Annotated in this window: 15 protein-coding genes, 1 tRNA gene and 1 pseudogene; 12 read left to right on the top strand and 5 right to left on the bottom strand. The window is 55.7% G+C overall.

Annotated elements, in window-relative coordinates; genetic code table 11:
* Positions 1 to 51 precede the first annotated feature (51 nt).
* Positions 52 to 1,800, bottom strand: coding sequence for a glycoside hydrolase family 13 protein (locus LPC22_RS08235; RefSeq protein ID WP_229133465.1), 1,749 nt, complete (start codon positions 1,798 to 1,800; stop codon positions 52 to 54).
* A 295-nt stretch (positions 1,801 to 2,095) separates the two neighbouring features.
* Positions 2,096 to 2,320: a hypothetical protein gene (locus tag LPC22_RS08230; protein ID WP_229133464.1), complete on the bottom strand. Its 225-nt coding sequence runs from the start codon at positions 2,318 to 2,320 to the stop codon at positions 2,096 to 2,098.
* Positions 2,321 to 2,362: 42 nt separating this feature from the next.
* On the opposite strand from LPC22_RS08230, the gene LPC22_RS08225 reads away from it, so the two are divergent.
* The 11 genes and pseudogenes from LPC22_RS08225 to LPC22_RS08175 all read left to right on the top strand — a co-directional run.
* Positions 2,363 to 3,727 (top strand): ABC transporter substrate-binding protein, encoded by a 1,365-nt coding sequence (locus LPC22_RS08225; protein ID WP_229133463.1) that lies wholly within the window; start codon positions 2,363 to 2,365, stop codon positions 3,725 to 3,727.
* 167 nt (positions 3,728 to 3,894) lie between these two features.
* Positions 3,895 to 4,749: a carbohydrate ABC transporter permease gene (locus LPC22_RS08220; protein WP_229133462.1), complete on the top strand. Its 855-nt coding sequence runs from the start codon at positions 3,895 to 3,897 to the stop codon at positions 4,747 to 4,749.
* Complete coding sequence (locus LPC22_RS08215) at positions 4,746 to 5,585, top strand: carbohydrate ABC transporter permease (RefSeq protein WP_373312929.1); 840 nt, start codon at positions 4,746 to 4,748, stop codon at positions 5,583 to 5,585. The genes LPC22_RS08220 and LPC22_RS08215 overlap by 4 nt, the downstream gene beginning before the upstream one ends.
* 75 nt (positions 5,586 to 5,660) lie before the next feature.
* Positions 5,661 to 7,829, top strand: a complete 2,169-nt coding sequence (locus tag LPC22_RS08210) for a hypothetical protein (protein ID WP_229133461.1) — start codon at positions 5,661 to 5,663, stop codon at positions 7,827 to 7,829.
* A 56-nt stretch (positions 7,830 to 7,885) separates the two neighbouring features.
* Positions 7,886 to 9,007 (top strand): glycoside hydrolase family 172 protein, encoded by a 1,122-nt coding sequence (locus LPC22_RS08205; RefSeq protein WP_229133460.1) that lies wholly within the window; start codon positions 7,886 to 7,888, stop codon positions 9,005 to 9,007.
* A 16-nt stretch (positions 9,008 to 9,023) separates the two neighbouring features.
* Complete coding sequence (locus tag LPC22_RS08200; RefSeq protein WP_229133459.1) at positions 9,024 to 9,623, top strand: DUF624 domain-containing protein; 600 nt, start codon at positions 9,024 to 9,026, stop codon at positions 9,621 to 9,623.
* Positions 9,624 to 9,852: 229 nt separating this feature from the next.
* Positions 9,853 to 11,751, top strand: coding sequence for a molecular chaperone DnaK (dnaK, locus tag LPC22_RS08195; protein ID WP_121913956.1), 1,899 nt, complete (start codon positions 9,853 to 9,855; stop codon positions 11,749 to 11,751).
* A 1-nt stretch (position 11,752) separates the two neighbouring features.
* Entirely contained in the window at positions 11,753 to 12,478 is a 726-nt protein-coding gene (gene grpE / locus LPC22_RS08190) for a nucleotide exchange factor GrpE (RefSeq protein ID WP_229133458.1), read from the top strand.
* A gap of 147 nt (positions 12,479 to 12,625) precedes the next feature.
* Positions 12,626 to 13,630 (top strand): DnaJ C-terminal domain-containing protein, encoded by a 1,005-nt coding sequence (locus LPC22_RS08185; RefSeq protein ID WP_121913954.1) that lies wholly within the window; start codon positions 12,626 to 12,628, stop codon positions 13,628 to 13,630.
* Between the two features lie 52 nt (positions 13,631 to 13,682).
* Entirely contained in the window at positions 13,683 to 14,213 is a 531-nt protein-coding gene (locus tag LPC22_RS08180) for a heat shock protein transcriptional repressor HspR (protein WP_024627809.1), read from the top strand.
* A 202-nt stretch (positions 14,214 to 14,415) separates the two neighbouring features.
* Positions 14,416 to 16,032: pseudogene (locus tag LPC22_RS08175) on the top strand (DEAD/DEAH box helicase); the annotation flags it as partial.
* Between the two features lie 245 nt (positions 16,033 to 16,277).
* On the opposite strand, the gene LPC22_RS08170 reads toward LPC22_RS08175, so the two are convergent.
* Both LPC22_RS08170 and LPC22_RS08165 read right to left on the bottom strand, forming a co-directional pair.
* A tRNA-Ala gene (locus LPC22_RS08170) sits at positions 16,278 to 16,350 on the bottom strand.
* 83 nt (positions 16,351 to 16,433) lie between these two features.
* On the bottom strand, positions 16,434 to 17,117 hold the full coding sequence (locus LPC22_RS08165) for a VTT domain-containing protein (RefSeq protein WP_229133457.1): 684 nt from the start codon (positions 17,115 to 17,117) through the stop codon (positions 16,434 to 16,436).
* Between the two features lie 197 nt (positions 17,118 to 17,314).
* Between LPC22_RS08165 and LPC22_RS08160 the strand changes: the two genes are divergently transcribed.
* A complete protein-coding gene (locus tag LPC22_RS08160; RefSeq protein ID WP_229133456.1) occupies positions 17,315 to 18,709 on the top strand; it encodes a GH1 family beta-glucosidase in 1,395 nt (464 codons plus the stop codon).
* Positions 18,710 to 18,774: 65 nt separating this feature from the next.
* Here the strand turns inward: LPC22_RS08160 and LPC22_RS08155 are convergent, their stop codons facing one another.
* Entirely contained in the window at positions 18,775 to 20,331 is a 1,557-nt protein-coding gene (locus LPC22_RS08155; RefSeq protein ID WP_229133473.1) for a dolichyl-phosphate-mannose--protein mannosyltransferase, read from the bottom strand.
* Between the last annotated feature and the right edge of the window lie 192 nt (positions 20,332 to 20,523).

Below are 20,523 nucleotides of genomic sequence, written 5' to 3'. Positions count from 1 at the left end.
AGCGCTCGCAGGCCGAGCTCTCCTTCTAATGCGGGGATCGGTCGTAAATGTTCACTCTAATAATATCCATGCAGTGGCATCTCGAGGAAGAAGGTTGTCTACGATTTCTACTGAAGCAAGAACTACGCTACCGGCAGGTAAAGGAATGGGGCGTTCGCCGAAATTGGTGATGACTGCTAGTTTGCCATTTCCGCTGCTGCATGATCGGGTGTATGCAATCACTTTCGGATCGTCATAGTCCGTCAGCCAGGTCAGAGATGTATTATGCATCTCTGTCAACAATCGTGCACGTTTAGCTATGGCCTGTCTGTAGAGACTCAACATGGATGATGGATCTGACTCTTCGCGATTAACACAGAACCTTGCGAACCACATGGGTTGGGGCAGGTGAGGCTTTACGAATTGCCCGGATTTGCATGTGGAGAATCCGAAGGTTCCGTTCTGCCCGAATTTCTGATTCCATGATGCTGGCTCGGGGGAGTCATGGTCATCCCAAGGCAAGGGGACACGGCAGCCGTCACGTCCCTTTTCTTTTAAAGGTCCTTTGGAACGTACGGCTGTCGGATCCTCTAAGCGCTCCCACGGAATGTCTGCCACCTCAAAGAGACCTAATTCCTCCCCTTGATAAATGTATATAGACCCGGGCAAGCCCATTTCAAGTAGGATAGCGGCCCTTGCCCTCTGTGTACCTAGCACGCGGTTTTCTTCATAGGACTCGCCGTTTCGTAGCACCCAGTCCTTAGCTAATTGATGCTGTGTTCGGGAGTGGATCTGCGGCAACGCATAACGGCTGGCATGTCGAACCAGATCGTGGTTGCTCATTACCCATGTAGCCGTTGAGCGGGAGCGTTCGGCTGTTTGGAGACCATCCTCAATCGCATTCCGAATTTCTGAGGAATCCCAATTGGCCTTGGCAAATTCGAAATTGAATACCTGTCCTAATTCATTCTTGGAGGCGTAACGGTATTGGTGATCCGGCTCGACCCAAGCTTCTCCAACCGCAAACCGAGCCGGTGTATATTCATCAAATACCTTTCTCCACTCGCGGTAGATGTCATGGACCTCCGGACGATCCCAGAGAGGATTACTCCCATCTGGATTATCCTTGTTTTGCAGAGTCCATTGGTTTAGCTCTTCCAAAGGCCGGTTTAATACGTCTTTGGCCAGGCCATGTGCGACATCGATGCGGAACCCATCGGTTCCATGATCGGACCAGAAGCGAAGCGTGCGCTTGAAGTCTTCGCGCACATCCGCATTCTTCCAGTTTAAGTCGGGTTGTTCGGAAGCAAATATATGCAGATACCATTGGCCGTCTTCAACTTGTTTCCATGCAGAGCCACCGAATTCTGATATCCAGTCAGTGGGAGGAATGGAACCATCAGGACCTCTGCCGTCACGGAATATATACCGGTTACGGGCCTCAGACCCTTTTGGTGAGGCAAGAGCCTCCTGAAACCAAGGGTGATGATCCGATGTATGGTTGGGCACAATGTCAACAATGACTTTGATCCCATGTGAGTGAGCTGTTGCTGTCATGGTATCGAAATCCGCCATAGTTCCTAGACGTGGGTCGACATTGCGGTAGTCAATGACATCATAGCCACCGTCGACCAGTTCAGAAGGATAGAAGGGTGAAAGCCAGATGGCATCGACTCCTAGGTAATCCAGATAGCTTATTTTACTCGTAATTCCAGCGATGTCGCCAATCCCGTCTTTGTTCGAGTCTTTGAAGCTACGTGGATAAATTTGATAGACGACCGCTTGTTTCCACCAGTCGTCCCGTTTCTGCATCTGCTGCATAATGCTCCTCCTGTGACATTGTGCTGCGGCAACAGGTAAGTGGCCCCACCGATATGCCTGGTTGCTCATGCCGGCTGCACTGCCAACCTGTACGATTATTGGATGGATGTCTCTATCGGATCGATCGAAAAGACATACCGATCCGTATTGCTTTTATTTGCCGCCTATGGCCTCCTCTTTCAGCAAGTGGTATACAGATAACCTATACTATAGAGATGACAACGATTGCAATTGAGAGTTGCGATAACTTATTGCGCCATGCAATTATTATAAGGCATTTGATCAGCAATGAAGACTAATTACCGAAACTATAGAACAATAAGGGGTCTTGAATATAAAAATAACCTCGACTGACTGCCATTGAAGGCAATAAAATAGAGAAGTATTGGAACTTATGCATACGTTGTTTCTGTTTTTGATAGAAGCAAACAGCTGCAATATCAGCTAAATAAGAAGTCCTTTTGATTTTAAAGTGCTGATTATTTTGCTCATATTTGACAACGGTTGCAATAAATGCCATACTACAAGTGTTCATGAGAATTCGCAAAGGAGCGTGAGCAATATGCACAGCGGTATCGTGAAAAGTATGACTGTCATGACCACGGTAGCCATGCTGGCGGTTGGTTTGGCGGGCTGTGGTGGTGGTTCGTCCGCTTCCGGTTCCGACAAGGGAAGAGTCTATTTTCTAAATCACAAATCTGAAGTTGCCGATCAGTACCATCAACTGGCAAAGGATTTCACAAAGAAGACCGGCATCAAGGTTGACATTGTCACGGCCGCGACCAATACACTAGACCAGACCACACAGTCGGAGTTGGCCAAGAAGGATGCGCCGACCATTCTGAGTATTGGCATGGATAACTTCCCGAAATTCAAGAAGTATCTGCTGCCTATCCAAGACACTGATGTCTACAAGCTGCTGGATAAGAATGGCAAGGAGTATTCCATGAAGGATGGAAACGATTCCTTCACCTTCCCCTTTGCAGCTGAATATTATGGCATCATTTACAATAAAAAAATCATCAATGAATATGGGACTAAGCCCTACGCAGTAGTTAAAAGTGTCGACGAAATTAAGGATTACGCGACATTAAAGAAAGTAATTACTTCAATCCAGGAGCACAAAGACGATTTGGGTCTGCAAGGTGCAGTGACTACGCCGTCGGTAGACGCTTCCGATGAGCACAGGTTCGTATCCCATATGTCACGCATACCGCTTTACTACGAATATCGGGACTCCAATACAACCTTCAAACCTGAATTGAAAGGCACTTATTTGAAGAATTACAAGGATCTTTTTGATCTCGAAGTTGCTAGCAGTCCGTCGAATCCAAAGACAGCCAGCAATAAGACTTATGACGACTGCGTCGCTGAATTTTCCCAGGGACAGGTTGCTTTCTTCCCTGAAGGGGTCTGGGCCTACCCATTGATTCGCAATAACAAGGTAGCGGATGAGGATATGGGCATGCTTCCCTATTGGATGGGCATTCCTGGCGAAGAAAAAATGGGGCCTGCGTCTGTATATGATGCTTCATGGGCAATTAACAAAAAAACCAGCAAGGCCAATCAGGAAGCATCCCTGAAGTTCATCAAGTGGATGGTTACTTCCGAAGAAGGCAAGGAAACTCTTTCGCATAAGATGAGTTTCTCTGTGCCTTTCTCAGCATTCAACGACAAATACCAGCCCAACAATGTTCTTACTTTGTCCGCGCGAGCCTATGAGAAGCAGGGTAAGCCGCTGGTTCGCAGTTTCAACCTCCCCAGCACTCAGTGGGGCGATAACCTGGCCAACGCGCTCTTGGAATATACCCAAGGCACCAAGGACTGGAACAATGTTGAGCACAGCTACATTGATGGTTGGCAGAAGGACTGGAAGCTGGTCAAACAGACAACCGGTGCCTTGCCGACTGCCACTAAACTTCACTAATTGATCGCAGACGAAAGTGGTCGTCTGAATAACAGCATCGCCGACGGGGACAGACCCTTAATGCGTGCAAAACGCATGAATCTGCCCCCGGCTTTGTCATGAACCAAGGCTCATAGCTATTCCGAACAAAGTGGGCGACCACAATACGTCAGAAAGTCAGCAACATAATGATATCGATGATAGGCAAATCCATACGCAAATGGTGGATGTTGTTCTCCTTACCGACCTTGGCAGCTTTTATGGTGGGGTTTGTAGTGCCTTTCATTCTCGGCATCTACTTAAGCTTCACAAACTTCACTACTATTACTGATGCTGAATGGATTGGTATCGGCAATTACTCAGGTGTCTTTAGTGATCCGGAATTCATACATTCCTTGGTCCTTACTGTTCTATTTACAGTGATAACTACCGTCATCATTAATGTTGTCGGGTTCATGATCGCCTATATGCTGACTAAGAAAATCAGTGGGTCGACATTGTTCCGCAGCATCTTCTTTATGCCTAATTTGATTGGCGGTATCATTCTGGGATACATCTGGCAGTTGCTGCTCAATGGCGTGCTGTCGTTCTGGAACCGGTCTATCACCTTCTCGGCGACGTATGGATTCTGGGGCCTGGTGATACTTACCTGCTGGCAACAAATCGGCTACATGATGATTATTTATATCGCCGGGTTGCAGGCTTTGCCGGGGGATGTCATCGAAGCTGCGCAGGTGGATGGTGCCAGTCAAGGTCAGACATTGCGGCGCGTGATTCTGCCCCTTATGATGCCCAGCATCACGGTGTGCACATTCTTGACCATAACCAACGGATTCAAGACATTCGATCAGAACCTCGCATTGACCAATGGTGCTCCATCCAATAATTCCGAGCTGATCACGCTCAATATCTATCGAACCTTCTACGGAACCGCTGGTATGGAGGGGGTCGGGCAGGCCAAAGCTGTCATATTCTTCGTCATTGTCGCGATAGTGGCGATTGCTCAGAATCGCCTCTCTGCAAGGAAAGAGGTGGCATTGTGAGCAAAAGCACCCTGCGTCACGGTCGTTTGTGGACAGTGTTCTTTTCGCTGGTCTCATTGCTGTGGATTTATCCGTTGATACTGGTGATTATCAACTCCTTTAAGAAAAAGGCATATATTTCCACAGAAACTTTCAGCTTACCCAATGCAGAAAGTTATACAGGACTGGAAAACTATCGACGCGGCATCGAGCGCACAAATCTTTTGGTCAGTTTCTGGTGGACCATTATTCTGACCGTAGGAAGTGTGTTGTTGGTCCTGTTATGCACATCTATGTGCGCCTGGTGGATAGTCCGCGTTAACAACAAATTCGCAAAGCTCATCTATGTGTTGTTCCTTTTCAATATGATCGTACCTTTTCAGATGATCATGTTCCCACTATCCAAAATCACCGACATGCTCGGATTAAACACGCCCTGGGGTCTATGGGTAATCTATCTGGGCTTCGGCGCCGGTCTCGCAGTCTTCATCTTTACAGGAGCTGTGAAATCGCTGCCAATAGAAGTCGAAGAATCGGCCATGATCGATGGTGCATCGGTTCCACAGACTTTCTTCAGAATTATCCTGCCCATGATGAAGCCGACGGTCATGAGCGTGGCCATTCTTGAAACCATGTGGATCTGGAATGACTTCTTGCTGCCATATCTGACCTTGGATATTAGAAAATACAAAACAATATCGATAGCCGTGCAATATCTAAAAGGTGGCTATGGCGCTGTCGATCTGGGTGCGATGATGGGCTGCCTGGTCTTGGCCATCATACCGGTCGTCGTATTTTATGTGCTCTGCCAGCGATACATCGTTGAGGGTATCACTACTGGAGCTGTAAAGGGGTGAGCTGTGGGTGAAGTAACCAGCAGGAAATCGAGTGGAATAAGAGGCTCCCAGCCAATAATGGGCCAGTCGGTCTCTATGGGCTATGATGCCAGAGGCGGTGCCCGTAATCGGTCTTCATTGTATGCTGCAGCAGGATTGGAATGGCCAAACGGCTACATGCCTGAGGAGGAGATACCTCGATATAACGATTATCCATTTTGTGTAGATGTCTCCAATAATCGACTCTTGGCTTCGCTGGATCGTTCGGCATTCGTTCGTCGTGCAGTAGTCGGTGTGGGGTCTCAGGATGCGAGGGGTTCTGATGCCCCAGGCGTATACACTAAAAAACAATTGGCTTACTTCGATGGTCATTGTGGATTGTGCATGTCGATTGACGGCAGACCTTTGCAACAGCCTTCCCTGAGCTTCGAGAAGGGGGTGGTTCCTGTTTTCGGCTTCTGCCGGCGCGACGTCGAAGTGATGCTGCGGGTATTCGTGCCAGCTGTCTATGAGACAAAGGCGAGTGCTGTTTTCCTGCTGGCTGAGGTGAGAAATCAGAGTGATTCGTCCCATGCGCTGGGTATTGAGTTGGATTACGAAGAATCAGGTCAATCAAAGTGGCCGAATTTGGCAACGGACGTAACGCTGATTGTTGAAGGTAATACCGATAACCATGGCAGCTGTCAGATGAGTATTGATGCCGGACAGATAATACAGATCGGCTGCATTTGCAGATTCGGTGTCGGCGTGCTTCCACCACCTCCAGTGGTAACTCTTGAGGAGATGGATTGCGCACTTGCGGCAGTTTTGGAGTCCGTGGGCTCACAAGGAGTGCTAGAAGTACCAGAAGAGCCGTGGGCTGGTGAGGAGCTGACACGAGCGGCTGAACTTGCTAGGCAGAGTGTCCTTCAACTTGCTAACGGTGAGGTCATAGGCTCTTTCTGGGGGTCTAATGTAAATCCGAAGCCTGACGTGTGGATGAGGGATTTTTCCTACACGGCTATTGGTTTAGTAGATACGAATCCAAAGTTGGCATATAGGTGCGCTAAATATCTTTGCGCCGCCAGTGCTCCTGGCGAGCTGTGGGGTACGACTGAAGAAGGCCAAGGAGATGAATCATCGTATCGGCACTCTTTGGGTAACGCCTGCATGGGCGCAGTTGTCCTCTCGATGATTTTTCGACGTTATGGCTACGATTCGGTGGATCAGCCTGATTCGGTGATTGTCGATTATCTTCATCAGCTTGCAAGGTGCATGATCGCCGACCGGCCTGATCGAGGATCATTGTATGCCACGCGTTTCATTTCCGATGGCTTGTCTCGCGGGGACTTTCATACTGGTTCCAATATGCTTGCATGGAGAGCTGCGGATGCCTTAATTGAAGATTTCCATGCTCTGTTTGATAACAGCACGATCGAGACGCTGTCGTCGATTCGTTCGCAACTCGCGGAGACCATTGAAACGCTGTGCGTGGGGTCCTTCGGTCAGGGTGAGCAGTTCGTGGAAGGTGCATATGCCGATGGCACTCTAGTGCCAATTCATGATGCTGAGGAAAGTGATTTAGCGCTTGCAAGCGTTTATGGTTTTACCAAACGTGATGATCGCCGCATCATCAACCATATGTATTGGGCTCATAGCACAGGTAATCCATATTATGCCCGGATCTCCGGTGGCATTGATTTCTGGGATTTCGACGGAAGCAATGGCGTTTCATATCCAGGGCACTTGTGTTTACTGAAGCGGACAAGGAATCGTGAGGATCTTCGGCAGGCTTTTGCAGCAATACGTAGGACAACCGATTTAGATGGGTCGTTTTGGTGGTGGCCGTTTAAACATGACGAAACGGATGCGAATCGAGTAAAACGAGGTCTGGGAAAGTGCGGCTGGTGCGGTGGTGAATTCGTGAGTCTCATGCTTCATGACATTCTCGGAATACAAACCGATGCGAAAACCAGCTCTGTAAGCTTTGCACCGTATCTGCCTTGGCGCAAGGCTAGTCTCACCGGTTTCGCTTTCCTGGATGGCACGGTGGATTTTGTGGTGGACGACAAAAAGCTTAGCTTAGTAAACAACACAGGCCGCGATATCCATGCTCGTCTACAACTTTGCATGCCCGCAAATTCCATGCTTGAAGATGTCAAAATCAATGGTTCGAGCAGGAGGATGGAAGCTCAGCTGGTCAGGCTGTTCGACAGTTCTTCAGTAGTTTTGAAAGAGATAGTGGGCCCACGGAAGCGGATTGATATGACTATCGCGATTTCCTAAGCGATCAATAGCCGACATACAAGTTTGGATGAATCAGAAAGCGAATGGTGCGATTGATGGTGCAAGCATACGAGAATGAGCTGCTTTATCGCCTGCTGAGGCCCAGGCATGGTGTGACTAGGTGCATAAATGGGGAAAATCCTCAGGGAGGCAAAGGGGAAGCTGGAAATTCAAGCAGTCCTTTAGGGTTTACCAGAAAAGGGCATCCCAGTCTGCCAGTTCTGCGCCGCGGCGAAACAGTCACTATTGCAGATATTCAGGAGCCGGGGATCATCAAGCATATGTGGTTCACTGTCACGGATGCCACTTCGCCACAGGGTTTGTATGTTCTTCGGAATCTGTTAATTAAAATCTATTGGGATGGTGAAGAGAGACCGTCGGTCGTCTCTCCTTTGGGTGATTTCTTCTGCTGCGGACATGGACGGGGTGCTCTGGTGGACTCCTTACCTATCTGCGTTAACCCAACGAGAGGATTTAATTGCTACTTCCCCATGCCGTTCAGCTCGGCTAGAATCGTGCTGGTTAACGACCACGACGAGGATGTGCAATCAGTCTTTTATCAGATCGATTATGAACTTAATGATGCACTGCCTGACGAGCTGATGAGGTTCCACGCTCAGTGGCGGCGGGAACCTGTCACTACTAGACAACAGGATTACACCGTGCTTGACGGTGTAGCGGGTGACGGAATATATGTGGGTACCTATTTGGCCCTTACTGCTTTGCAATCACGATGGTGGGGCGAAGGTGAGTTTAAATTCTTCATCGATGGAGATAACCAATTTCCCACCTGGTGCAGTACCGGTGCTGAGGATTATTTCGGTGGTGCTTGGAGTTTTCGATCGGAAACGAATAAAGATGCCATGCATGAACAGACCTATAACAGGGCCTTCATGGGGTACCCATTCTATTCGCGGACATCTGGGGGTGAAGCCAGTGATTATTGGGATGACTCAGGTCCTGTAGTTCGGGGAATGTATCGATGGCACCTAATGGACCCAATTATCTTCCATCAGGATTTGCGGGTCACATGGCAGCAGATAGGAGGCCGCGAGAGCGGAATGTTCGAGCGGGAGGATGATGTGGCCACTGTGGCTTATTGGTATCAAACAGAACCGCATCTGCCTTTCCCGACTGTTGTCGAAAAGCCTGATCCAAATCTGCTGATGCCTAGGTGACGTCGAAAAGAACATCATGCATTTTCTGTCGCCAGAGTCTGCCTTCATGCGTGGACTATCTACGGTTATTGATGCAGTATGGATAACCATCTTGATGATTGTGGCATCGTTGCCCGCAATTACTGCAGGCTCTGCTCTGGTCGCTGCGAATTATGCGGCCAGGAGATCTTTGGCGGGCATCGGACATGTGACACGAGATTTTTTTGCTGCCTTTAAAAGCAATTTTATGCAAGCAACCATCCTGTGGCTGATTCTTGGTATTCCTGGTGCTGCTTTGATAGTCCTCTGGATTGTTGTGCGTTCATGGGCGTTACTGGCTCCACAGCTTATTGCTACCTGTTTTTGGACAATCAGTTTTGAGTGGGTTTGGTGGTTACAGGCGCGATTTGCCAACTCTCTTGTGGGAACATTGAAGAATTCATTGATTTTCGGGCTGACTAAATGGCCATATACCGTAGTGATAGTAATGCTTGACTGCCTCATTTTCGGACTTCTATTCGCCTCGATGGCTGTTATGCCACGCGGTCTTTTTTTGCTTGCTCTAGCGGCGCCTGGAGGCTTGGTCATGGTTAAGAGCGCAATTTTAAATTATGCAATGCGTTCCTACGTCGCATAAGAAAGTGACCATCTGAAACTGATGCAGGAATCGTTTACTTAGGTGGGAATAATATTTGCCAGAAGAAGTTGAGTGATGTAGGCTCAAGTTTCGGAGTGGTCATGATGGCTGCTTGCCCGGGCCGACGGGAGCCGGCCATCGGGACCACGAACGAAGCGCGAGCGGAGAACGTGAACGATGAGGTGCAGGGTCAGGCCCTACGCCCCGATTTCATCAGGAGGTAATGAGTATGGCACGTGCAGTTGGCATTGATCTGGGAACCACCAATTCCTGCATTGCAACCCTGGAGGGCGGCGAGCCCACCGTAATCGTCAACGCTGAGGGCGCGCGGACCACTCCGTCGGTGGTGGCGTTCAGCAAGTCCGGCGAGATTCTGGTCGGCGAGGTGGCCAAGCGTCAGGCAGTCACCAACGTTGACCGGACCATCAGCTCGGTCAAGCGCCACATGGGCACCGACTGGTCCGTCGAGATCGACGGCAAGAAGTGGACCCCTCAGGAGATTTCGGCCCAGATCCTCATGAAGCTCAAGAGGGATGCCGAGTCCTACCTGGGCGAACCCGTCACTGACGCGGTCATCACCTGCCCCGCATACTTCAACGACGCTCAGCGCCAGGCCACCAAGGATGCCGGCAAGATCGCCGGTCTGAACGTCCTGCGCATCATCAATGAGCCCACTGCCGCGGCTCTGGCCTACGGTCTGGAGAAGGGCAAGGAGGATGAGCGCATCCTGGTCTTCGATCTGGGCGGTGGCACCTTCGATGTCTCCCTGCTGGAGATCGGCAAGGACGACGACGGCTTCTCCACCATTCAGGTTCAGGCCACCAACGGCGACAACAAGCTGGGCGGCGATGACTGGGATCAGAAGATCATCGACTGGCTGGTCAGCGAGGTCAAGAACAAGTACAACGTGGATCTGTCCAAGGACAAGATCGCCCTGCAGCGGCTCAAGGAGGCTGCTGAGCAGGCCAAGAAGGAGCTGAGCTCCTCCTCGTCCACCAGCATTTCCATGCAGTACCTGGCCATGACCCCCGACGGAACCCCAGTCCACCTGGACGAGACCCTGACCCGGGCGCACTTCGAAGAGATGACCTCCGACCTGCTGGGCCGCTGCCGCACGCCTTTCAACAACGTGCTGCACGATGCCGGCATTTCGGTTCAGGACATTGATCACGTGGTGCTGGTCGGCGGCTCCACCCGTATGCCCGCCGTCAAGGACCTGGTCAAGGAACTGACCGGCGGCAAGGAAGCCAACCAAACCGTCAACCCCGATGAGGTCGTGGCTGTCGGCGCTGCCGTGCAGTCCGGCGTCATCAAGGGCGACCGCAAGGATGTGCTGCTGATCGACGTGACCCCGCTCTCCCTGGGCATTGAGACCAAGGGCGGCATCATGACCAAGCTGATCGACCGCAACACTGCTATCCCCACCAAGCGGTCCGAGGTCTTCTCGACTGCTGAGGACAACCAGCCCTCCGTGCTGATCCAGGTCTACCAGGGCGAGCGTGAGTTCGCCCGTGACAACAAGCCTCTGGGAACCTTTGAGCTGACCGGCATCGCTCCGGCTCCGCGCGGCGTTCCTCAGATCGAGGTCACCTTCGACATCGATGCCAACGGCATTGTGCACGTCTCCGCCAAGGACAAGGGGACCGGCAAGGAGCAGTCCATGACCATCACCGGCGGTTCCGCCCTGCCCAAGGACGAGATCGACCGCATGGTCAAGGAGGCCGAGGCCCACGAGGCCGAGGACAAGCAGCGTCGTGAGGATGCCGACACCCGTAACGCCGCCGAGTCCGCCGCCTATCAGACCGAGAAGCTGGTCAACGACAACAAGGACAAGATCTCCGACGAGGTGGCCAAGGAGGTCACCGACAAGGTCAACGCTCTGAAAGAGGCTCTGAAGGGCGAGGACATGGACAAGATCAAGAACGCCCAGAGCGAGCTGATGACCTCTGCCCAGAAGATCGGCCAGGCCCTCTACGCCCAGCAGGGCTCCGCTGACGGTGCAGGCGCTCAGGGCGCTGCAGGTGCCGCCGGTGCTGCCTCGAGTGCAGGCTCCTCTTCGTCCGCCGATGACGACGTGGTGGATGCCGAGGTTGTGGATGACGACGACAAGAAGAAGGACGGCGAGTGACATGTCGGCCTTCGACAAGGATGATGCCGGGCCGCTGAAGGGCGACCCGGCCGCCGCCGGCGAACCGGACGGGAACGAGGCCAAGGCCTCTGACACCGCCTCGACGCCTGACCAGGAAGCGGCTCGCGGACGTCACGCCGACAAGAGCGCAGCAGACGAGAGCCAGGCGGCTGGCCAGACCTCGTCGGATTCCTCCGCCAAGGACGCTTCGTCCGCCGATGCTCAGGCTGACGACAAGACTGATTCTGATTCGGCCAAGGAAGACGGCACCGACAAGGAATCAGAGGGTCTGACCCCTCTGGGCCAGGCCAAGAAGGAGGCCGCCGATTATCTGGAGGCTCTCCAGCGTGAGAGGGCCGAGTTCGTCAACTTCCGCAACCGTGCCAAGAAGGAGCAGGACATCTTCCGCCAGCACGGCATCGTGGATGTACTGACCGCCCTTCTTCCGGCCCTTGATGACATTGACCGGATCAAGGAGCACGGGCAGATGGACGACTCCTTCCAGGCTGTGGCCAAGAAGATCGACAAGACCTTCGAGAAGTTCGGCGTCGAGAAGTTCGGTGAAAAAGGCGAGGACTTCGACCCCACCAAGCATGAGGCCATCCTGCACAAGCCAGACCCCGATGCCAAGAAAGAGACCGTTGACACGGTGGTCGAAGCAGGCTATCGGATTGGCGACCGGGTGATCCGGGCTGCCAGGGTAGTGGTGACCTCGCCCGGGCAGTAGCAGGGACGGTGATTGCGGACCTTCCGCAGGCTGAATCGACGCCTTCGCATGCGGCGGCTGGGTGGGTTATGGTCCCGCCCGCCGCCGCACGCGAAAGAGCGGATTCCAATTCCATATATTCGTAGCTTATGAGGAAAGGAGACATGGATGGCTGAGAATGAATGGCTGAGCAAGGACTATTACAAGGTCCTTGGTGTCTCCAAGGACGCCAGCGAAGCGGAGATCACCAAGGCCTACCGCAAGCTTGCCCGCAAATACCATCCCGATCTCAATAAGACCAAGGAGGCCGAGGAGAAGTTCAAGGATATCTCCGAGGCCTACGACGTGCTCAGCAACAAGGAGCAGCGTCAGAAGTACGATGCCATTCGCCAATTCGGCATGGGGGGAGCCCGGTTCGCCGGCGGCTCCGGCCAGGGTGGTTTCAACACCGATGCATTCTCGGACATCTTCGGCTCCATGTTCGGCGGGGCCGGGGCGCCGGGAGGCACCCGCATCCGGTTCGGTAACGGTTCGGGACAGCCCGATTTCGCTGACATCTTCTCCTCCTTCGGCGGAGGGGCCGGTGGTGGCGGCCGAACCACCTACCAGGAGAGCAGGCCCAGGCCCGTCAAGGGCGAGGATCGCAACTCGAAAATTGGCCTGTCCTTCCGTCAGGCGGTCAAGGGGGCCACGGTATCCCTGAGCGTGGGTGGCAAGCGCTTCAAGACGCATATCCCCGCTGGGGTTCACAACGGCCAGCGGATCAGGCTGGCCGGCAAGGGTCGGCCTGGCAGGGACGGGGGCGCCAATGGCGACCTCTACCTGCAGATCAGCGTTCAACCCAGCCAGCGGTTCACCATGGAGGACAGGGACCTGGTCATGACCCTACCGGTGACGGTATCCGAGGCAGCCCTGGGAGCCAAGGTTCAGGCACGGGACATCGACGACCAGGTCGTCACCTTCAAGATTCCGGCTGGCTCCTCCAGTGGCGATGAGATTCGTATCGCCGGCAAGGGGGTTCAGGACCGGCGCGGCAAGGGCGACCTGGTGGGGCGGCTTGAGATCCGTATGCCCGGTCGGTTGGGCATGGCCCAGAAGAAGGCCATGCGTGATTTTGCCAAGTCCAGTGGCGACTTCGACGAGCAGATCGCCGGAGAACGCATGAAGATATGACGATCCGGATGCCGGATCAAGTCGGAACGAACAGCGGAGAGGAGTGATGATCATGGTCAGGGTGGATCCCGAGACCAGGCGGATCTATCTGGCCTGCGCTCGCGGTCTGGTGGCCGGGCGCATCAGCCTGGATGCTGCCGACGATGCCGGCTTGGACATTGAGTTGCCGGTCTTCAGCGTCGGCCAGGTCGGGCAGTTGGCCAACATCCATCCGCAGACCCTGCGCCAATATGACCGGTTGGGTCTGATTGTGCCGGAACGGACCGAGGGGGGTGCGCGCCGGTACTCCCTGCGGGATCTGGACCGGTTGGGCCAGGCCCAGCATCTGAGCCAGGACGAGTCCATCAACCTGGCCGGGGTGACCAGGATTCTGGCCCTGGCCGAGGAGAATCGACAACTGAGGCGCCAGCTGCGCCGCTCCCACCAGTCACAGGGGTCCAGCATGTTCGCCGCCGCTGCCGACGGCCGGGTTGTCGAGGTCAGGCGGTCCAGCAGAGCTCGGCTCTGGCGGCAGGACACGACGCATGACGAGGCCGATCCGACTGAGTCCAAATCGCTGATCGTCTGGAGCGTACGCTCCTGAGACAGGTGAGTGGCCTGTGCTATGGTGTACAGGTTGGCCGCTCGCCCAAGAGCGGCGGCTGATCGTCGCCTGAATGCTTTGAGTACGGGGAAACCGCTTGCGCGAAATTCGTCATTCTCTGCTTTGCACGCGGCCCGCGAACTGTCGACCGACAGTACCGTTTTCTTCCCTGTTGTGAAAGGTCATTGTGACTGCTTCATCCATGCCCGATTCCAATTCGTCCAATGCCGACCATTCTGCTGTAGAACCTATGACTTTTGACCAGCTGGGGGTGCCCGAACCCTTGGTTCGTGTCCTGCGCAAGGACGGCAAGACCAGTGCCTTCCCCATCCAACGCGACACCCTGCCCGATGCTCTGGCCGGCCGTGACATCCTGGGGCGGGGGCGGACCGGTTCCGGTAAGACCCTGGCCTTCAGCATCCCCCTGGTGGCTCGGCTGGCTGCCGACCAGGGATGGCGGGCTCGCCATGGCCGCGGGAATGCCGCCGGATCAGGCAGTCTGCCCCGTCCGCGTGGTCTTGTTCTGGCTCCCACCCGCGAGCTGGCCAATCAGATCGACGAGGTTCTCAACCCCCTTGCCCAGGCCTACGGCATGCGGACCTGCACCGTCTACGGCGGCGTTGGCCAGGGTCGTCAGGTCGATGCCCTTCGCCGCGGGGCCATGATCGTGGTGGCCTGCCCTGGTCGCTTGGAGGATCTGCTCCGCCAGCACAAGCTCAGCCTGGAGGATGTGGAGATTGCCGTGTTGGACGAGGCCGACGAGATGGCCGACATGGGCTTCCTGCCTGCCGTGGAGCGGATTCTGGCCCAGGTTCGCCCGGGCGGTCAGCGCATGCTCTTCTCAGCCACCCTGGATCACGGTGTGGATGCCGTGGTCAAGCGTTTCCTCAAGGATCCCAAGATTCACGAGGTGGATTCCGCCACCCAGCATGTGGATCTGATGACCCACCACATCTTCCGCACCACCCAGGCTGCCAAGCATGATCTCGTGCGCAAGTTGGCCTCGGGCACAGGACGCCGGATTCTCTTCACCCGGACCAAGTTCCAGGCCAAAAAGCTGGCCAAAAACCTGATCGACAATGGCATCCCGGCAGCACAGCTGCACGGCAACCTTTCTCAGAACCAGCGTGATCGCAACCTGGGGGCTTTCTCCCGGGGCGAGGTGAAGGTCCTGGTAGCTACCGACGTGGCCGCCCGCGGCGTGGACATCAGCGATGTGGACCTTGTGGTTCAGGTGGATCCACCAGCCGATCCCAAGTCCTTCCTGCATCGGTCAGGGCGTACGGCCCGGGCCGGCCGTTCCGGCGACGTGGTCACCGTGGTTCTGCCTGACCAGTGGCGCGACACCAGGCGGATGCTACGCATGGCCCATATCGATGCCAAACCGGTTCAGGTGACCGCCGATTCGCCCGAGGTTACCGAACTCGTAGGGCCTGTGGCCAAGCCGGTGCACGGCTGGTCCTTGCAAGCCGAGCAGCCGCAGACCTCGGGGGACCGTTCTGCCCGTGGAGGCCGTGGCGGCCGAAGCGGACATCGGAATCGTTCCCGGTCGGACAGGCATTTCGATCGCGGCGGCCAGGCTAGGGCTGCGGGCCGAGATCGGGACCGTCGGCCTTACCGCTCCCGGCGGTCAGGTGACCGACCGGTATTCGATCGTGAGGATGGCCCCTTGGACGGCCGGACCAGAGGCCATCGTCATTCCGGCAGCAGCGAGCGGACCCATGGTCACGACCATGGCCGTGGCAACGGCCGTGCTGGCTCTCGTTTTGACGCAGACCGTCGCGGATTCCGCCGTGGTCATCGTCATCATCGTCGCGATGACAACCCCTTCCGCTCTGCCTCCAAGCGTTGATCCACTGATGGGCGTGTTTCCAGCAATACGTCCATCGTGGTTGTCGGCTTCGATGAAGCCTCTCTGAGGTATGACGAGGAATTGCAGTTCAATCTGACCCTGGCCGTGCGCCAGGGTTCTTGCTTTTAAAATTGCCTGATTGATCCTGGCAGAAGAGCGATTGCGATGTAGCGAAACAGCATAGAAAAGAAGAAAAAAGTATCTCGACACTGTGGAGCTGAGGGTAGTCGAAACCCCGACCTCTTCGATGCGAACGAAGCGCTCTACCAACTGAGCTACAGCCCCATTCGTTGCCCGACCGTAGCCGAACAACAGAAGCTTACTTTAGCGCGTGCCCTGGCCAAACGCAAAATATCTCAGGCCAGGTATCAGTCTGCCTTGGCGCTGGTTTCTTCGGCGGAAGCCTTCTTGCGGCCGAACTTTGCCTTGAGCAGGCCAATGACCGTGGGCAGGACCGAGATGACCAGGATCAGGATGATGACCAGCTCAAAATGCTGCTGGACTGCGGGGATGCCGCCGAAGAAGTAGCCCAGGAGGGTGAAGAGACTTGACCATACCAAGCCGCCTAGCACACTGAAGGGAGTGAAGCGCCGCCACCGCATTCCGGAGATGCCTGAAATGAAAGGCATGAAGGTCCTGATGAAGGGGAGGAAGCGTCCCAGGACCACGGCCAGAGGGCCCCACTTGTCGATCAGGCCCTCGGTCTTGGCGATTCGTTCGGGGGTCAGTGACTTCACGCGCCCTGAACGGACGATGGCACGGCCGAAGAAGTGCCCGATGAAGTAGTTGCTTTGATCGCCCAGGATGGGGGCCAGCCAGACGACGGGCAGGAGCACGTCCAGGGCCATGCCGCTGGATGGGTCATGGGCGAAGACGCCGGCGGCGAAGAGCAGGGAGTCGCCCGGCAGGAAGGGCATGAAAACCACGCCTGTTTCGATGAAGATGATCAGGAAGATGAACCCGTAGGTCGGCACCAGCCCCATGGCGATCCAGCTCGCGATGGCGCTGCGCGGATCCTTGAGCAGGTGTATCAACCAGTTGACGAACCCCATGAATCGTGTTCCATTCCGTCGATGTGTGCTTTTCCGAAACCGAGACATACTTTAACAAGCTGGCCTTGGCACCCGGCACTCCCCGGTCTGATTCCTTGCGAGGACAACACAACCTATCGGCAGTCGGCCACGGTCCTGTCGTCGGCCCACCTGTGCGAAGATAGGCGGGAAGGGTCACACAATTGAGGAGTGGACATATGGTCAACGACGAACGACTCGCCTTCCCCGAGGACTTCACCTGGGGCACGGCAACGGCATCCTTCCAGGTAGAGGGTGCGGCGCACGAGGATGGCAGGGAAGACTCCATCTGGGACGTTTACTGTAGGCAGCCAGGAAAAATAGCGGATGGATCCAATGGCGATGTCGCCTGTGACCAGTATCACCGCTACCCAGAGGACATTGCTCTGATGAAGCGGATGGGGGTGGGAGCCTACCGGCTGTCTGTGGCCTGGCCTCGTATTGTGCCCCAGGCAGGCAGCGCCATCAACCAGGCTGGCCTGGACCACTACCGGCGGGTGCTGGATATGCTACTGGAAAACGGCATCAAGCCTGTCGTCACCCTCTACCACTGGGATCTGCCCCAGTACCTGCAGGAGGCTGGAGGCTGGGCCAACCGCGACACCGCCCAACGATATGCCGACTATGCAGCTGTCCTGGCCAAGGCTCTGGGCGATCGGGTCCAGACCTGGACAACCCTGAACGAACCTTGGTGCTCGGCCTATCTGGGCTACGGCAATGGCGGCCATGCTCCAGGTATCTGCGACTACGGGCAGGCCCTGGCAGCGGTTCATCATCTGAATCTCGCTCACGGGCTGGGAGCCCAGGCCATCCGTGCCGAGCTGGGTGACAGGGCGCGCATATCGGTGACCCTGAACCTGCAGGTCAACCGGGCCGATAGCGACGATCCCGCGGATCTGGCGGCCAAGACCCGTGCTGACCTGTTCGCCAACGAGGTCTGGCTGGGCCCCATGCTTGCCGGCACCTATGACCAACGCATCCATGATGCCGCCGAGGGCCTCACTGACTGGAGCTTCGTCCGTGACGGTGATCTGGAACAGATCCATCAGCCCTTGGACGTGCTGGGCATCAACTACTATTCAACCAACCACGTGAGGGGTCGAAACGGCGCTGGTTCCGAGCGCAACCCCATGCCCGCCCAGGATATGGTCGAGACTCTGCCTCCTCAGGGACCGTTGACCGCCATGGGCTGGAACCAGGAGCCTCAGGGGCTGACCGACCTGCTTATGGAAGTCTCCGAGCGTTTTCCCAAGCTGGATCTTATGATCACTGAGAACGGATCCGCCTGGGAGGACCAGGTCAGCTCGGATCCATCTTTCCCTGGAGGTAAAGGGGTGCACGATCCCCAGCGGGTGGCCTATCTGGAGGAGCACCTGCGTGCTGTGGCCCGGGCCATCCATGAAGGGGCCCGGGTGACCGGTTACTTCGCCTGGTCCCTGCTGGACAACTTTGAGTGGGCCCTGGGCTACACCAAGCGTTTTGGGCTGATCAGGGTCGACTATGGCACCCAGGAGAGGATCTGGAAGGATTCCGGTCTGCGGTACGCACAGATCATCCATGATCGCGTAGTCTGAGCAAGACGGCATACAAAGGTTACTGCAAGGCGGTCGGGCATCCCTGTCCGGCTGCTTTCTTTGTCTTAGATCCAGCTGGACAGCCACATGTGCATGCGCCAGAAGTCATAGGGGATGGGCATGGCGGTCCACAGCGGGTAGAAGAAGACGGAGGTCAGGCCTAGCAGGGTCAGGCCCATGATCATGGTCTGCCGGTAGAGGATGCTGTCCGAATTCTGCCGTAGCCAGTTGACCACATAGCAGATTGCCAGGATCATCCAGGGCAGGATGACGATGGAATAGAAAGTGAAGGTGGTCCGGTTCATGTATTGGATCCAGGGCAACCAGCCGGCCAACATGCCTGCCAAGACCCCCCAGATCCGCCAATCTCCGTGCTTGACCACGACAGCGATGAAGATAGCCAGGATCATGCAGATGCTGCCCAACCACCAGGTCAGGGGATTGCCCAAGGATGTGACGGCAGCCACACAGGGGGAATCCTTGGCCAGTCCGCACAAGCCTGGGAAGCCTGTGATCTTCTGCCAGTAGAAGCTGGTGGGCCTGATCTGCAGGGGCCAGGTCAGGGGGTTGGCCATGTATGGGTGGCGGGTATGCAGGGTGGTGTGGAAGTGCCACATCTGCCGGTGGTATTCAGCTAGGGACCGCAGCCCCTCCGGCAGCCAGGTCAGGCCCTGGCCCGGGTGCTGGGCCGCCCAATTGTGCATGAAGGAATCGCTATGCAGGAACCATCCCGTCCAGGAGGCCAGATAGGTGCCTGCCCAGACAGGGATCATAAGCAGGGCCGCCGGCAGTCCGTCCCTGAACACGGCGCTCTGCAACCAGGATCCGTATCCTGCCTGATGGCGCTCCCAGCCATCCCAGAGCACCGAAATCAGGGCGAAGACAGCGAAGAAGTAGGCGCCTGACCACTTGGTGCCGGTGGCCAGGCCCAGGAGCAGGGCGGCTCCTGTCCGCCACCAGGACCAGGCGATGAAGGGGCCGGTAGTGGCCACAGGCAGTTCAACGCGGCTGTTCTGTCCTTGCTGTCCCTGTGGCTGAATGATCTTCACCCGGTAGTGCAGGCGGAAATCAGCTTGATCCTTGGCCCAGGATTGTCGCAGCCTGGCTCGAGCCCAGTCCCGATGGCCCATCAGACACAGCCAGGCTCCCAGGACGAAGATCATGACGAAGTTGTCGAGCAGGCCGGTACGGCTCATAACGATGCCCAGGCCATCGATAGCCATGAGGAAGCCGGCTGTTAGGGCGATGGGCAGGTTGTGGAAGAGGCGCAGGGCTACTCGGCAGAGCAGCAGGATGGCTATGGTGCCCGCCAGGGCAGTTGCCACCCGCCAGGCGAAGGGGTTCCCGGCTCCGCCGAACAGTTTGAGACCCAAGGCGATGCACCACTTGCCCACCGGCGGGTGAACCACGTATTCGGCCTGGGGCAGCCAGTCGCTTGTATGCCCCTGGGCAAAGATCTGGTCGATGGGAAGGTCAAGGGGGCCGGCTTTTTTCGGCCAGTTGCGCGGTTCGCCGGTCATCAGCATAGTCCAGGCGTCTTTGACGTAATAAGTTTCGTCGAAGACGATGGCCCGAGGGCTGCCCAGCCGTACAAACCGCAGAAGCCCTCCCAGAAGAGCCATGAGTATGCAGGCCAGCCAGCTGCTCTGCCGTCGGGAGAACCGGGGTATCGAGATTCCTCGTTTAGTATGGTGACCCTTGGGCCTGCTGAAGATGGACAGCATGACAGGGCGACCGGACCGGTGGGCGGCGTGCCTGCCGTGTCTGGAGGAGCGATGCTGCGAAGAAAGCCCTGCCAAAGATGTCATCACCCC

Source organism: Bifidobacterium mizhiense (assembly GCF_020884755.1).
In the GTDB taxonomy this organism is placed as follows: domain Bacteria; phylum Actinomycetota; class Actinomycetes; order Actinomycetales; family Bifidobacteriaceae; genus Bombiscardovia; species Bombiscardovia mizhiensis.
The sequence above is the reverse complement of the archived record's forward strand: the minus strand, read 5'-3'. Positions and strand labels throughout refer to the sequence as shown.

Excerpts from the sequence above, each read along its gene's own strand:
- LPC22_RS08225 (WP_229133463.1), top strand. The coding sequence starts at position 2,363 with ATGCACAGCGGTATCGTGAAAAGTATGACTGTCATGACCACGGTAGCC.
- LPC22_RS08210 (WP_229133461.1), top strand. The coding sequence starts at position 5,661 with ATGGGCTATGATGCCAGAGGCGGTGCCCGTAATCGGTCTTCATTGTAT.
- LPC22_RS08220 (WP_229133462.1), top strand. The coding sequence starts at position 3,895 with ATGATATCGATGATAGGCAAATCCATACGCAAATGGTGGATGTTGTTC.
- LPC22_RS08235 (WP_229133465.1), bottom strand. The coding sequence starts at position 1,800 with ATGCAGCAGATGCAGAAACGGGACGACTGGTGGAAACAAGCGGTCGTC.
- dnaK (WP_121913956.1), top strand. The coding sequence starts at position 9,853 with ATGGCACGTGCAGTTGGCATTGATCTGGGAACCACCAATTCCTGCATT.
- LPC22_RS08185 (WP_121913954.1), top strand. The coding sequence starts at position 12,626 with ATGGCTGAGAATGAATGGCTGAGCAAGGACTATTACAAGGTCCTTGGT.
- LPC22_RS08160 (WP_229133456.1), top strand. The coding sequence starts at position 17,315 with ATGGTCAACGACGAACGACTCGCCTTCCCCGAGGACTTCACCTGGGGC.
- LPC22_RS08155 (WP_229133473.1), bottom strand. The coding sequence starts at position 20,331 with ATGGCTCTTCTGGGAGGGCTTCTGCGGTTTGTACGGCTGGGCAGCCCT.
- LPC22_RS08180 (WP_024627809.1), top strand. The coding sequence starts at position 13,683 with ATGGTCAGGGTGGATCCCGAGACCAGGCGGATCTATCTGGCCTGCGCT.
- LPC22_RS08165 (WP_229133457.1), bottom strand. The coding sequence starts at position 17,117 with ATGGGGTTCGTCAACTGGTTGATACACCTGCTCAAGGATCCGCGCAGC.
- LPC22_RS08205 (WP_229133460.1), top strand. The coding sequence starts at position 7,886 with ATGGTGCAAGCATACGAGAATGAGCTGCTTTATCGCCTGCTGAGGCCC.
- grpE (WP_229133458.1), top strand. The coding sequence starts at position 11,753 with ATGTCGGCCTTCGACAAGGATGATGCCGGGCCGCTGAAGGGCGACCCG.
- LPC22_RS08200 (WP_229133459.1), top strand. The coding sequence starts at position 9,024 with ATGCATTTTCTGTCGCCAGAGTCTGCCTTCATGCGTGGACTATCTACG.
- LPC22_RS08230 (WP_229133464.1), bottom strand. The coding sequence starts at position 2,320 with ATGGCATTTATTGCAACCGTTGTCAAATATGAGCAAAATAATCAGCAC.